The sequence below is a fragment of the Aeromonas sp. FDAARGOS 1408 genome (assembly GCF_019048665.1).
In the GTDB taxonomy this organism is placed as follows: Bacteria; Pseudomonadota; Gammaproteobacteria; order Enterobacterales; family Aeromonadaceae; genus Aeromonas; species Aeromonas dhakensis.
In genome coordinates this window covers 1,703,969-1,717,733 of the sequence record NZ_CP077394.1, presented here as the reverse complement: position 1 = coordinate 1,717,733, position 13,765 = coordinate 1,703,969, and the positions used below count along the sequence as shown (strand labels likewise).

Annotated in this window: 17 protein-coding genes; 7 read left to right on the top strand and 10 right to left on the bottom strand. The window is 52.5% G+C overall.

Annotation, left to right across the window (positions count from 1 at the left end):
* The 4 genes from I6L38_RS08095 (at position 1) to I6L38_RS08080 (ending at position 2,803) form a co-directional block, all read left to right on the top strand.
* Positions 1-315 (top strand): DUF2523 family protein, encoded by a 315-nt coding sequence (locus I6L38_RS08095; protein ID WP_139397650.1) that lies wholly within the window; start codon positions 1-3, stop codon positions 313-315.
* Between the two features lie 3 nt (positions 316-318).
* Positions 319-1,521 (top strand): zonular occludens toxin family protein, encoded by a 1,203-nt coding sequence (locus I6L38_RS08090; RefSeq protein WP_216989383.1) that lies wholly within the window; start codon positions 319-321, stop codon positions 1,519-1,521.
* A 509-nt stretch (positions 1,522-2,030) separates the two neighbouring features.
* The gene (locus I6L38_RS08085; RefSeq protein ID WP_216989382.1) at positions 2,031-2,285 is read left to right on the top strand and encodes a hypothetical protein; all 255 of its coding nucleotides are present in this window, start codon (positions 2,031-2,033) and stop codon (positions 2,283-2,285) included.
* A gap of 167 nt (positions 2,286-2,452) precedes the next feature.
* Positions 2,453-2,803 (top strand): DUF3653 domain-containing protein, encoded by a 351-nt coding sequence (locus tag I6L38_RS08080; protein ID WP_042889051.1) that lies wholly within the window; start codon positions 2,453-2,455, stop codon positions 2,801-2,803.
* A 22-nt stretch (positions 2,804-2,825) separates the two neighbouring features.
* Here the strand turns inward: I6L38_RS08080 and I6L38_RS08075 are convergent, their stop codons facing one another.
* The 9 genes from I6L38_RS08075 to I6L38_RS08035 all read right to left on the bottom strand — a co-directional run bounded on the left by I6L38_RS08075 (position 2,826) and on the right by I6L38_RS08035 (position 10,210).
* Positions 2,826-3,158, bottom strand: coding sequence for a hypothetical protein (locus tag I6L38_RS08075; RefSeq protein ID WP_144050649.1), 333 nt, complete (start codon positions 3,156-3,158; stop codon positions 2,826-2,828).
* 332 nt (positions 3,159-3,490) lie between these two features.
* On the bottom strand, positions 3,491-4,333 hold the full coding sequence (locus I6L38_RS08070) for a DUF2971 domain-containing protein (RefSeq protein WP_081588814.1): 843 nt from the start codon (positions 4,331-4,333) through the stop codon (positions 3,491-3,493).
* Positions 4,334-4,615: 282 nt separating this feature from the next.
* A complete protein-coding gene (locus I6L38_RS08065) occupies positions 4,616-5,818 on the bottom strand; it encodes a zonular occludens toxin family protein (RefSeq protein WP_081588815.1) in 1,203 nt (400 codons plus the stop codon).
* 3 nt (positions 5,819-5,821) lie between these two features.
* Positions 5,822-6,136, bottom strand: a complete 315-nt coding sequence (locus tag I6L38_RS08060) for a DUF2523 family protein (RefSeq protein ID WP_216989381.1) — start codon at positions 6,134-6,136, stop codon at positions 5,822-5,824.
* 3 nt (positions 6,137-6,139) lie between these two features.
* Positions 6,140-7,537, bottom strand: coding sequence for a hypothetical protein (locus tag I6L38_RS08055; RefSeq protein WP_237740090.1), 1,398 nt, complete (start codon positions 7,535-7,537; stop codon positions 6,140-6,142).
* A gap of 39 nt (positions 7,538-7,576) precedes the next feature.
* Positions 7,577-7,789 (bottom strand): major coat protein, encoded by a 213-nt coding sequence (locus I6L38_RS08050; RefSeq protein ID WP_010634002.1) that lies wholly within the window; start codon positions 7,787-7,789, stop codon positions 7,577-7,579.
* A 300-nt stretch (positions 7,790-8,089) separates the two neighbouring features.
* Positions 8,090-8,413, bottom strand: a complete 324-nt coding sequence (locus I6L38_RS08045) for a hypothetical protein (protein WP_010634003.1) — start codon at positions 8,411-8,413, stop codon at positions 8,090-8,092.
* 26 nt (positions 8,414-8,439) lie between these two features.
* Entirely contained in the window at positions 8,440-9,972 is a 1,533-nt protein-coding gene (locus I6L38_RS08040; RefSeq protein WP_010634004.1) for a replication initiation factor domain-containing protein, read from the bottom strand.
* On the bottom strand, positions 9,959-10,210 hold the full coding sequence (locus I6L38_RS08035; protein ID WP_042889029.1) for a hypothetical protein: 252 nt from the start codon (positions 10,208-10,210) through the stop codon (positions 9,959-9,961). Before I6L38_RS08035 ends, I6L38_RS08040 begins: the two co-directional genes overlap by 14 nt.
* 124 nt (positions 10,211-10,334) lie before the next feature.
* Between I6L38_RS08035 and I6L38_RS08030 the strand changes: the two genes are divergently transcribed.
* The 3 genes from I6L38_RS08030 (at position 10,335) to fabA (ending at position 13,395) form a co-directional block, all read left to right on the top strand.
* Positions 10,335-10,727: a helix-turn-helix domain-containing protein gene (locus I6L38_RS08030; protein ID WP_216989380.1), complete on the top strand. Its 393-nt coding sequence runs from the start codon at positions 10,335-10,337 to the stop codon at positions 10,725-10,727.
* Between the two features lie 49 nt (positions 10,728-10,776).
* A complete protein-coding gene (locus tag I6L38_RS08025) occupies positions 10,777-12,756 on the top strand; it encodes a Lon protease family protein (RefSeq protein WP_005300832.1) in 1,980 nt (659 codons plus the stop codon).
* A 78-nt stretch (positions 12,757-12,834) separates the two neighbouring features.
* Complete coding sequence (gene fabA / locus I6L38_RS08020) at positions 12,835-13,395, top strand: 3-hydroxyacyl-[acyl-carrier-protein] dehydratase FabA (RefSeq protein WP_005300828.1); 561 nt, start codon at positions 12,835-12,837, stop codon at positions 13,393-13,395.
* An 88-nt stretch (positions 13,396-13,483) separates the two neighbouring features.
* On the opposite strand, the gene rmf is transcribed toward fabA, so the two are convergent.
* Positions 13,484-13,660 carry a ribosome modulation factor gene (gene rmf, locus I6L38_RS08015; RefSeq protein ID WP_010674759.1) on the bottom strand — a complete coding sequence of 59 codons (177 nt, stop codon included), beginning with the start codon at positions 13,658-13,660 and terminating at the stop codon, positions 13,484-13,486.
* Between the last annotated feature and the right edge of the window lie 105 nt (positions 13,661-13,765).

The window sequence follows — 13,765 nt, the reverse complement described above, 5'->3', positions numbered from 1 at the left end:
ATGGAATGGTTGGGTGATTTGTTCAATGGATTTTTCAGTGACATATATCAACTTGCGGTGCAGTTTGCGGCGTGGATAAGTATTAAGCTGGCTATTCAGTGGGTGGAGTTTAAAATATTCCTGCTCACTTTTTCATGGGATGTTGCCAAACAGATTTTAATTAATTTGCAATTTAGCGATTTGATATCGGCTTCATTTAATAACCTGCCTGCGGAAATGAAAGGAATTTTGTTATATCTGCGCCTTGATAAGGGGATTTCGATAATAACGCAGGCTTTTATCGCTCGCTTTTTGCTGAATATGTTTGGGTGGTGATCCATGTCTATTAAAATCCATCACGGTGCGCCGGGCTCTTACAAGTCGTCAGGGGCTATTCATACCGATGTGCTGCCAGCCATCAAGGCGGGCCGCCACATCATCACCAACGTTCGCGGCTTCACGGCAGAGCGTTGCAAAGAGGTGCTGGGCAAGGAGGTGCCTGACGAATTTTCAGTGACCTATATCGAGACGGAGTCCCAAGAGGGGCGCGATAAGTTGGCCCGCTTTTACCACTGGGCACCCAAGGGCGCTTTCTTCCTGGTCGATGAAGTGCAGCGGGTGTTCCCGCCAGCGTGGCGCCAGAGTGATTTAGATCGACTCGATTATCCCGGTGGGCCGGATGTGGCCAAGGAAGATGGCAGGCCGGAAACCATTGATGTGGCCTTCGATATGCACCGGCACCATAACTGGGATTTCGTGTTTACCACGCCAAATATCAAAAAGGTTCATCAGGTTATTCGGGCCGCTGCAGAAACGGCCATCCGCCATACCAATATGGCGATATTGGGGATAGGTGGCCGGTATAAGACCGTGCTTCACCTGTCAGATAACTCCGGCTCATCCATGTCCGATGTGCTGCAAGCCAAGCCGTTCAATAAGGTGCCCAAGTATGTTTTCAAGCTTTATGACTCGACTACAACCGGTAAGGTCTCGGATACAATCGCGGGTAGCTCGGTATTACGAGACCCTAAAGTATTGTTTTTTCTGGCGGTGTGGGGACTCTGTTTATTTTTTGGTTTCATCAAGCCTGAGTATATTGATGCTCCCGCTAAGGCCGCTGAGACCACTTCTGCCGCTGCTCCGGCTGCTGGGGAGGTGGGTAGTTCGGCCCCTTCTGATGTACGTTCTAGTGGCGCTCCTGCTGCGTCTGCTGCTGGTGTCCTTGCTATAGGGCCGTTTGCGGGCCACAAGTTGATTATCAGCTGTCATGTGCTGATAAAGGATCACTTGGGCGAGTATCGGGTTGAGTATTGTTTCTCGCTGCGCAAAGGGGATAACGTGCAGCCGCTCGATAGGGACGATTGGCCGGATGAACTGGCTAGGGTGGATCCAATGAGTGCATGCCATGCGGTGGTAAAGTATCAGGGGCAGCCTGTGGACGTATATTGTGACCCTGAGGGTGATGCGTTGCGCCGGAAATACAATGCGGGGCTTTTTGCTGCGGTCAAGAATACAGGGAAACCCAGTGATGACCAGTCATAGAAATGATACCCGGACATAAATACATGCGACCGCGTGATGCGAATGTTTATGTTAAATACAGCTCCAATTGCGCCAGTGAACAGGGGCGGTAGCCCCTATAAGCCGCTCCCGTCCGTTGATTTGACCTCCTGACGTCTCCCGGCGAAACACGCCCATCTGGCCCCGAGCCCGGAACACCCCCTTTCCTGCAAAACCGGTCTTTACTGCCCCAGTTCCAGTGCCCAGCCGAAGGCTATAGGGCACGGTTAGCGCCTTCTTTGGCCTCCTGTCGTAGACAAGCTGCTCTCACAGCGTCCTCTTGTTTGTGGCTTTCTGTGTGGCTTTGGGGTTGCTTGGCTGCCAAGCCCCCCGGGTAGTAATACGGGGGGAATTCTTCCACCTTAGCCAAACCCTGGGCACGGCCCATTGAAAACCCAGCCCGAAGGGCTGTTATCTCTTTCATGGGGTGATTGACTCCTGGGATCGGTGATGATTGAATCCGCTGATCTGATGCTGTTGAGGGGTTCCTGATGCAAGTATTCGTTCCTGTATTCATGCTCGCTATGCTGTATGGATTCGTTCGTCTGATCCTTAGCGGGGATCTTTCCGATGATATGCTGATGGTCTGCTATCTGGCTGTGGTGACCATAACCGCTCCGGTTTGGTTTGGCGGTCTGCTGATGGTGATTGCTTGGGTTGCAGACTGGTCAGAGCAACGGGCCCGAGCTAAGCGCATTGCTCGACGCAAGGCGGCCAAGGCTGCTAGGGAAGCTACTGCCGGTTGATGCCGATAAAGCTAGTTATCGGCATCAGGACACCAAGGGGCCTATCGGCCCCTTTGTCATGCCCCAAGCCTGACCGCGCATAATGCGACGTTTTGTTAAATGCCCATCCGGAACCCGCCGATAAGCCAATCCACGCAATTTTGCTGGTTTATCAGGTATTTACTTGGATGGAACGAGAGTTGACCAAAAACTTCATTTTTCGATGGTTTGAGTGCGGTTTATCAATTGAAGAAACGGCCAATCTTTGTTTTGTTTCTGTGAGACAGGTCACATATTGGGATAAAGGCAAAGAGATCCCACCTGTCTATAAACGGCTAATGCGCATGGCTTCAGGGAGAGAACTGCCGACAATTTGGAAAGACTGGGAAGGTTGGCGAATGATGAATGATTGCCTTGTATCACCAACAGGTGTGAGATTCGACAGACGCAGGATAGAGGCGATTGCCATCATCCAGGTGGAGCGATCCGAACGGCAAATGGCTGCTTTCTATTGGAGAAAGAAACTTGGCTTAATGTGAGCTTGGGGGCTACGGCCCCCATTTATTTATCATCCGCCGAAGCGCAATAAGCAATGTAATTCGTTGCTGCGTGACAGTGACGACATCGAATGAACCAAGACCCGCCCGATGCTCCATAAGCCTCCAAAAGATCTTCACCCTCTAACACCTTCGAACACTGATGCGCACCATCCACATCTTCATAACCAGAACACTTAACGGATAGAAAGGGTTTAAGAATCAATTTCTGCTCTACAGATAGACTATCAAAGCCAAACCGAATTGCACGATGAGCCAAGGCAACAACCATCGGGCTAGCATTATTGAGAAGGTCAAAACTAAACAAATGACATAGTATTTTTAAGGTTGTACCCATAGGAGTCCCATTTGTTATCAATGGCTTTACCACAACCAGAAACTATACTGTCAACTGTGTCAATTATAATCAACAATTATCATTAAGATGGGTTGATAGAAAAAACATATGTCGGCGCGTAGCGCCGCAAAAGCTGGAGGCTGCACCCCCCGCGCTTTAGTAAGAACGCCCCTGCACTAAACACTCGCCCGAGTAAGCCTTAGCCGAGTGGTTGCCCGTATGGCCCTACCATCGAGTGGTCAAGGGCAGAACGGGAAGGGGCGGGGGTAGACGGTAGGGGTAGAGGGAAGGGGTAGTATTCCCCCCGTATTACTACACGGGGGGCCCGTAACTCAAAAAAGCACCAGGCTTTCCTGATGAATTCGCATGATTTTTTCTATCATATGATCATAGCTTTTACGGGAATTAAAACTGTATGGAATTAAAGAATACTGACGTGAACCTACACCCAAATAAATAACGTCAACACCTGTTTTATTGTGAAACGCTAAAGCCAGATGCTTCAAATCATCACTAGCATTAGCCCCTATATATACGCATTCAAGCAAATCAGATTCAACATGACGCACGTAAATGTCATTACCAAAACAATCTTTCTTACCGGTATTCAAACAATCATCTAAATGCCTTGGAAATCTAACCTCACGCTCATAAGCCCATGCGTCAGACTTAAAAAACCAATCACCAATAGAAATTTCAGCGTTTTCAAAAAAGATCTTTGCATTTATTATTGGCCTTGATTTCACATAGTGAACCTCGTGAGACTCAGAAACAAACTGACAAGTTTTTTTAAACTTCAACGCAATTCCAGAATGGGACTCACCATAATGAGCCCACATAAGAGAGTTTTTAGGGAATATATGATGATCTCTAGTTAAACACAAAACACCAAGCTTAGTATTAAACTGCTCTATTTGATATTTAACATCAACCATTAAACTTCCTTTAGAAAAATTATCTTCAGGGACAAGATATTTTTTTACGACAGACTCACGTCCAGTAAGAAAATATTTTGTTGGGAAATTCATTCCCAACTTAGCATCGGATTCTTCACAGTATATTTCAGGACTCAGCTCAAAGGGATCATTTAGTGCCCTTGGTTGAGAAAAGCGTATTGTTGAATCCTTCAAAAAACATTCCGATGAAATACGCCCCATATATTTATAATAATTCATTAGCTCACACACCTATAACGATTAATACTTGCCATCATCCTATACATTAAAGCATTAACGCAACATCAAAGGGTGCTATTGCATTTACATCCCTCAGAGCCGGAGAGCCTTAAAAGCCGGTTTTGCAGGGAAGGGGGTGTCCAGTCTCGGGGCAATATGGGCGTGTTCCGCCGCGAGGCTTTTAGAGGCCAAATGGACAGCAGAGGGCGGCTTGTAGGGGCTCACGCCCCTGGGGTTCAGTGGCCGACCTGGAGAAAGGCGGCCACTGGCAGGAGAAAGGAGTTATGACCGGTCATCAGTATTTGCTTGCTTGTTGTTTCCACCCGCAAAGAGGGTGGCATTGTATTTCCGGCGCAGGGCGTCCCCCTCGGGGTCACAGTACACGTCCACAGGCTGCCCCTGGTACTTGACCACCGCATGGCATGCACTCATGGGATCCACCCTGGCGAGCTCGTCCGGCCAATCGTCCCTGTCGAGCGGCTGCACGTCATCGCCCTTGCGCAGCGAGAAGCAATACTCGACCCGATACTCGCCCAGGTGATCCTTTATCAGGACGTGACAGCTGATAATGAGCTGATGGCCAGCAAACGGCCCTACAGCAAGGACGCCAGCAGCAGACGCAGCAGGAGCGCCACCAGGACGTACATCAGCAACGGGCGAAGCACCCACCGCACCAGCAGCCGGAACAGCGGCAGAAGCGGTTTCATCGGCCTTAGCAGGAGCATCAATATATTCAGGCTTGATGAAGCCAAAGAATACGCAGAGTCCCCAAATCGCCAGAATAAACAGAATTTTAGGGTCTCGTAATATCGAGCTGCCCGCGATTGTATCCGAGACCTTACCGGTAGTAGTCGAGTCATAAAGCTTGAAAACATACTTGGGCACCTTATTAAATGGCTTGGCTTGCAGTACGTCATTCATGGACGTACCGGAGTTATCAGAGAGGTGAAGCACCGTCTTATATCGACCACCAATCCCCAATATCGCCATATTGGTATGACGAATGGCCGTTTCGGCAGCAGCCCGGATTACCTGGTGCACCTTTTTGATGTTCGGAGTCGTAAATACAAAGTCCCAGTTATGATGACGGTGCATATCAAAGGCCACATCAATTGTCTCTGGCCGGCCATCGGCTTTGGCCACATCCGGCCCGCCAGGATAATCGAGCCGGTCTAAATCACTCTGGCGCCAGGAAGGCGGAAATATTCTTTGCACTTCATCGACCAGGAAGAACACTCCCTTAGGTGCCCAATGATAAAAGCGGGCGAGGTGATCACGTCCTTCCTGGGATTCTGTCTCGATATAGGTGACCTGGAACTCGTCAGGCACTTCCTTGCCCAATACCTCTTTGCACCGCTCCGCGGTAAAGCCGCGCACGTTGGTAACGATATGACGGCCAGCCTTGATGGCCGGTATCACATCGGTATGAATCGCTCCTGACGATTTATAGGAGCCTGGGGCGCCGTGGTGGATCTTGATAGACATGGCTTACCACCCCAACATATTCAGCAAAAAGCGGGTCACAAAGGCTTGCGTCAATATCGACAGCCCTTTATCAACGTGCAAATAGAGCAAGATCCCCCTCATTTGAGAGGGCAGGTTATTAAAGGAGGCGGAGATCAGGTCGCTGAATTGCAGGTTAATCAGTATCTGCTTGGCAACGTCCCAGGAAAAAGTGAGCAGGAATATTTTGAACTCGACCCACTGAATAGCCAATTTAACCGTTATCCAGGCTGCAAACTGCACCGCCAGTTGATATATATCGTTGAAAAATCCGTTAAAGAAATCACTCACCCATTCCATATATCACCTCTTAGCCACAATCATCAGCGCCAGAAAATAGAAGATGAACATCATGATGGCCGCTATCATTTCCCAATATCCTTCCACCTCGGGACAGACGGAATAAGAGCGACCAAACATCGAGAACATATCAAAACACTTGGGCACCGCCGCCGACCCGCTCAGGCTATACCGGAACATATCGACCATATCTTCTTTAATACCGTTATGGGTATTCTTGAGTTGCTCCTTATGCTCCTGGAACTGCTTATTAATGGTTTCCAGGTCAAAGAAACAGTGCGCACCACCTTTACAGAGCTGGGATGTATATTCAGACCCTGTTACATGCAGCGGATTTTCTGCAGAGCCAGGCATTTGTGAGTAATCAATGCCTGGGCCATTATTGCCATTACCATTGCTGCCATTACCTGTGCCGCCGGTGCCATCACCACCATTTGTACCGCCATTTTGCAGGGCCTCAGCAATGGCCTTAATATTGCGGTTCATTTCAATGCTATTATTTCGCATATCTTGCATGGTGTAGGAATAAAGGTTGTGCATGTCGCTGGCGGATTCATGCACTCGGCCTTTCATCGACTCGATGTCATACTGCATTGTCCGCATAAGCCCATACATGGTGTTACCACCATAATTCTGAGCAAAATCAGGCCCAAAGAAATTATCCCGCAACTCTTTCAAAACACGATACTCACCCGTGCTTTGACCAAATCCGTCTTGCGGATTAATCATGGCATTCTTTAATCCAAGGAACTCGTCATAGAACTTATGACCTAACGCCGTCTGCTCCCGAATACTGTTCTCCATGCCAACCTGACCATTATTAGTGGCCTTCATATAACGAAGAACATCTACCATTTTGCCATCAATATTTTGAGCTGATCGACTCGCACCCGCAGAGCTCGACATCAAGCTAGTAAAACCCGTTATCAGGGTATTATTCACCTGACGCAAGGCGTCCGTGGTCATTTCCTGCTTATCACCACCGACACGGATCCCGTTGGGCGGCAGATTGGGAATTACATCGCCATTATTGCCGTTATTGCCATTGCTACCGTTACCATCGCCATCCGAGCCGCCATCCCCATCGGATCCACCGCCCACCGAGCACTCCTGGCCGGTACTCTCAATCGGCCCCATAGTGCCGGCATCTGGGAACTGCAGGCAGATACCTGGACACCCGACAAAGCAGCCTCCCTGGGAGGAACTTTCCCATTTCACGCAGAACGGCAGCGCAGTAGAAATCGGCACGTTAGACAGGCGGAGCCCGACAGGACAACCCGCCCAAGCCCCCAGCGGAAACAGCAATAAAAGCCAAGCGATGCGCACAGTACCCCCAATAAAAAAGGCGACCGGAGCCGCCTTTGTGTCATATCGAAAACGATGACCTGTAGCCTTCAACAAAGAACAGGAACCACAGCGTTCCGATGAGCAAAGACATGCTTAGGCTTTGCGCATCAGGCTGATCAGGATGCCCACGCCCACACAGGTGGCCACGACCAGCATGACCTTGGGAGAGGTTGCGGTCACGTCCGACTGGGTGGCGTCCAGGGCCTTGGCAGCGGCATCAGCAGCGGCTGTACCTTCGGCAAAGGCCGCACCGGTAGACAGGGAGCACACAGCAGCGATACAGCCATTACGGAAATAGTTTTTCATACTCGTTTATCCTCTTTTTGCACTTACGATGACACGGGCAATTGCGCCCAGTTTGAGGCCAGTGATCCAGATTAATAATCCGAAGCCAAAGGCCATTGACACAGTGGATACATCAAATTCAAACCAGCTCGATATATCCGTTAATTTGGCGTGCTCCTGGACAGTCAAGAGCACGTAATTACACGAATCCCCCTCAGCTAAGCGGGCATATCCTTCAGAGGTAATATCTAGACAAAGCATTATCGCGCCCTCGTCGTCGCTCGCTGCGCGCTCTCGCTCCTCCTCCTCGCGGCGCGGTGGTTATACCGGCTGCTTTTTGGTGGGTTGGAAGCCAACAACCACGTTGCGGGTCGGATTCTGGGGATCCGCTTCCAGGACAAGATCCACTGCCACCAATTTCGGGCAGTCGGCCAGCTCTTTAATGGTGGCCGCATCGTTGCGCAGGGCTAATTGGCGCACTTCATAGCCCCAGGAGGTGATATTGCACTCGGGCTTGTTCACGTTATTAGCAACTGCCAGGTATTCCACCTGGGCAAAGTCATAGGGAACCGGCGAGCCAGATTTACGGGAGACGCCATAGCCGTGAGTAACGCGGGTAACCAAAATACCAGTCAGCAGAGACATATTATTTATCCTTTGAAGAACCATTGTTAGGTCGAAAATAATGGCAGCTCGTCCAGGTCAGGAGGAACTGGCATTCTTAACCGCGCTGGAATATCGGTTTCTTCCAGGTGCGCTGTTAATTGGTTAACAATCTTCTCAGGGGATAGCCCCTCGATGTTTGCTAACCAATTGACAAGGCGACCGGCCATTCTGGACATATTAAATACGGCGTTGTCCCTGGACGTTTTGAATTTATTCTTAAAGGTGGTCACACGTACCGGTGTTATTTCTTCCTGGCAAACCGCATCCAGCCATTTGGCAAATTGCGGATACATCCCCGCGAAATAAGGGTCAGGGTTTACCAGGACATCCAGCGGAATGACTCTATCCTTATTGTGTAATTCGCCTTCGGCGCGTACCCAGTTTGGGAACTCGGCCGATTGCATCTGTTTGCCTTTCTCATATATCCGCGCACACTTGCCGTTGATACGGCTGCCCACGTAGAAAGAGCAACCCTTGCTCGGCACCATGCCAAAACGCTTGGCGATGCCCTTGGCCACCTCGGTGATCACGAACTCGCCCGATTCAATCTTCATCCAGGAAGGCGCACGGCCACGCTGCGGGTGAAACTCGCCGGCTTCGGCGCCGGCTATCGCGCCCTGGTAAGTGATGTGCTTGCCGCTGTAGTCATCCAGGGCAAGATCCACCCGAGTGATCCGCAGACCTGGCACGTGAGAGATAACGGAGTGCAAAGCCTGGAAATCGAGGGCCGCACAACCCACACCGGAAAAACTCACCATACAGCCATGGTTAGCCGCACCCCAGCCAATCAGCCCGCAGGGCATTCCGTCACACAGCAGGTCAGCCGAGTTGGCGTAACCGTGCAGACCGGAGCGGCGAGGGCGCATGGTAAAGCGCGGCTCGGGGATAGGGACACCGATGCGGGTATTGAGTTCTTCCAGCCACAGCTCGATCTCGTTACAGCAGAGGGCATCCAGGAACTGGACGCCGTAGCAGTCGATAAGGTCGTTATAGGCCTCCCAATACTTGGCACCCTCGACCACCTCGAACTGGGAGAACTTGAGCAGGTCAGCGCAGACGGCTTTGAGCTCCTGGCGCATGTCGGCGCGGGACTGGTAGCCGGAGTGCAGGGCACGTTCCATCATGTCGGTCATGGAAGGCGTCAGCACCGGGGCAGGGGGCTTGGCTACCCCCTTGAGACTCAACCGCTCAGTGGCCTTGTCAAAGACCCGTGCAGGGGCAGGGGAGGCGGCAGGCTGCTGGCGCTCGGCTTTGTCATAGAGGCGCTCAGTCACCTTGTCGAAGCGGGTGAGGGGAGCGAACCCGACAGGGCGCTTCCACAGATAGCGCAGGCCCTCGACCGGCTGGGCGGCAAAGGCGGCCTGAATGGCCTTGCTCTGGGTCTCGAAGCGCGGGATGGCCTTGAGCAAAGCGCCTTGCTTGGCCAGCTCGGTCATCTGGCGCAGTTCGGTCGGCGCCCAGGTAAACGACAGATAGTCGATCAGGGTTTTGTTGCCGATAACGCTATTTATCGGCATCACGGCACTATGACCAGTCATCGAAAAACACTCCCTGGTCATAGAAGCCTTGCCATGTGTCCTCGGTCACCTCGACCAGCTCAAAGGCGGTGTCGGGGTACGTCATGGACAGATAGATCCGCATCTCGTGCAGGTCGCGGAACATCTCGACCTGACCGGCCACACAGGCGGAGACATCGCCGGTAGGCTCTGCTTGCCAGTAGACCTTGCGCTCGGTGAGCGCCGGCAAATCCTGGTTTTGTGGGCTACAGTGGGTCATAGGTCGGTCAGATTTATTATGAACTGACTGGATTGAATCAGAACTAAATCTAACTAACAACGGGTGACTTTTAGCCCCAATAGGTGTGTTATATGCCCACTCGAAAAAGTCAGGAGACAGTCAAATGGACTCTAAAGCACTGATTCAGGCCTACATGAGAGCCAAAAACTTTAGCCAGTACCAGCAAGTCGCCGCAGAGCTAGGTTTTACCAAGTCGCACATCTCCAGCTTGACCACTGGCAAGGTGCAACTTACTGATGCCACTGCAAAAAGACTGGCCCAAGAAATCGGCCTGGACGTGCAGGAAGTCCTGTTAAGCCTGGCTGCTGTCAGAGAGACGGATCCCGAGCTGAAAAAGGCCTGGTACGACATCCTGGCGAAGTACACCAAAGGAGCCGGCACGGCTGTAGCCCTTGCGGCAGCGGTGTTTCTGGCCCCTAGCCACGGGCATGACTTAACCGCGCATAATGTATATTATGTTAAATACAATATCTTGTTTCCTGTTACCACTTATTGAACTGTGTATAATGGCAACAATTGATCCTATCTCCGACCGGATGTCTTAAGTGGCTGAATTAACATCAGAACAATTAAAACCTGCTTTTGCGATTGAACAGTTTCCTGCCCTCAGCGAGCTCGAACCCATTCCGTTTGCCGCGCTGCAACCCAGGGCCATCTCCGGCATCAAGCGTCTCGCCAGTTTTGATGGCGACTGCCCGGTCATGCTGCTCAACGGTTTCCCCGGGGTCGACTATGAAGATGTCTGCCAGACGCTGATCGCCGCCTCTAATGGCAAGGATGGCGACCTGTTCGATCTCTGCTACACCGAAAACCTGAACAATCCGTTCAAACCCATCTGGCTGCGCCTGCAACCCGGTACCGGCATCGAGTTTTGTGAAATGGTCGGTGAACTGCTCAAGCTGATGAGCCACCATCTGGATGCCGAGCGTCTGGTCACCCGCATCATGCGCAAGCAGAACAATGATCCAAAGATCGATGACTTCCTCTCCGATCTGGCCGCCCATGTGGCACAGGGGCTCGAATTTCAGCACCCGGTCCTCATCAACCTGCTGATCCATCATGAGGAGCAGGAAGCCCCCGTGGTGTATGGCCGCGATCTCAACTGGGATACCCTGTTCGGCTCCATCAACTACCAGACCGAGCAAGGCTCCGTCTATGCCAACCAGCACCTGCTGGAACCGGGCCTGCTGCGTCAGGCCAACGGTGGCTACCTGATCCTGCAGCTGGATGAGCTGCTGGATCAGCCCCACCTCTGGTTCAAGCTCAAAAACGCGATGCAAAAAGGCGAGCTGGACTGGAACGCCTATCAGGAAGGCAAGACCCTCACCCCCTTCTTCACGCCGGAAGCCACCCCCATCAAGCTCAAGCTGATCCTGGTCGGTGACCGGCTCGATGTGGCCGAGTTCCAGATGCTGGACAGAGACATGTCGGAGCGCATCTTCCTGCGCGCGGACTTGGTCTCAGAGGTGAACATCGAAGAGGAGCTGCCTGACTATCTGCAATATCTGGCCTGGCTGCGCGAGCGCTGGAACCTGCTGGACTTCACGCCGGCCGCCCTCGCCGCCCTCTGCCGCCATGCCAGCCGGCTCTGTGATCATCAGGAGTGGCTCTCCCTCTCCGAGGTGCAGCTCTCAGCCATCATGCGCATGGCCGACAGCCTGGCACGTGAGCTGGAAGCGGACGTCGTCACCGACGAGCACATCCGCGGAGCACTGGAAGAGCAAGATTATCGGCTCAACTACCTGGTCGAGCAGTCCGATCAGGGGGTCATCGACGGCCAGATCCTGCTGCAGACCGATGGTGAGGAAGTGGGTCAGATCAACGGTCTCTCCGTCATTCAGGTCTCAGGGCACCCCTATGATTTCGGCGAGCCAGTGCGCCTCACCGCCACCGTGCATCTGGGGGATGGTGACGTGGCGGACATCGAACGCAAGGCGGAGCTGGCAGGTCATATCCACGCCAAGGCGATGATGATCATTCACGGTTATCTCTCCAACAAATTTGGTGCCGAAAACCCCTCCCCGCTGTCGGCCAACCTGGTGTTCGAGCAGTCCTACCATGAGATCGATGGTGACAGCGCGTCTCTGACCGGTCTGTGTGCCCTGCTCTCCGCCCTCGCCCGCCAGCCTATCTACCAGCACTTTGCGGTTACCGGCGCGGTCGACCAGTTTGGCAACGTGCAGGCCGTCGGCGGCGTCAACGAGAAGATCGAGGGCTTCTTCCGGGTGTGCAAGATCCACGGCCTCACCGGCAAACAGGGGATCCTGCTGCCCGGTACCAACGCCCAGCAGCTCAACCTCTCTGATGAAGTGATCGCGGCAGTAGAGGCCGGCCAGTTCCATATCCACCCGGTGGATCATGTGGAAGAGGCCATCGAGCTGCTGACTGGTTGTGTTGCAGGTGAGCCGGACATGCCGGATACCCTGTTTGGCCGCATCCAGCAGCGCCTGGATGAGCTCAACGGCACCGAGGCCGTCAAGGGGGGCGTGCTGCGCCGCCTGTTTGGCAGGCTGTTCGGGGTATAAACGAAGTGATCGGAGTTGTTTAGCGAACATCTGTACGCTAAATTGGCCCGGCTTTGACCCATTTTAAGGATAACCAGCGTGACCGTAGACAATTCCACCATTGATGCCCGCCTTTCACTGTGTGAACAAGGCAAAGACTCGTTTACCCGTGAAGAGCTGCTCGCCTGCAGCCGTGGCGAGCTGTTTGGTGAGGGCAACAGCCAGCTGCCCGCCCCCAACATGTTGATGATGGATCGCATCGTCAAGATCAATGACCATGGTGGTGAGCACGGTAAAGGTGAGATCCTGGCAGAACTCGACATCACGCCGGATCTCTGGTTCTTCGATTGCCACTTCCCGGGTGATCCCGTCATGCCTGGCTGTCTCGGTCTGGATGCCATGTGGCAGCTGGTTGGTTTTTTCCTCGGCTGGAAAGGTGGCCCAGGCAAGGGTCGTGCGCTGGGGGTTGGCGAGGTGAAATTCACCGGTCAGATCCTGCCGACTGCCAAGAAAGTAACCTACAAGATTACCTTCAAGCGCGTCATCAATCGCAAGTTGGTGATGGGAATTGCCGATGGCGTGGTGGAAGTGGATGGTCGCCCCATCTACAGCGCCACCGACCTGAAAGTGGGCCTGTTCAAGGACACCACCGCATTCTGATGAGCTGACTGGCCACCTGGTCAGACCGCACAACGTAAAGGGGCCGCCATGGCCCCTTTCCTTTTTGCAATGTGTGATGAAGTACCGACTACTTCATGAAGAGGCCTGAGCCCCGCCCTTCCATGGCATCACGCCAACCACCAAGCCAGTGCCCACGTGCATCCAGGCATTGATACGGACACGCTTCTTTCTGTTTGCCGACCACGCCAGCCTGATAACCACGAGCACGAGCTCTTTCCAGACGGTCCCGTTTTTGTCTCTTCATCATCTACGACCCTCTTCCGTGGAACAAAAAAAGCGACCAATTTTTCATCGGTCGCTTTCATCTTTACCCCAGGGGGTTGGCAGGGTCAAACAAAAAATTTCATGC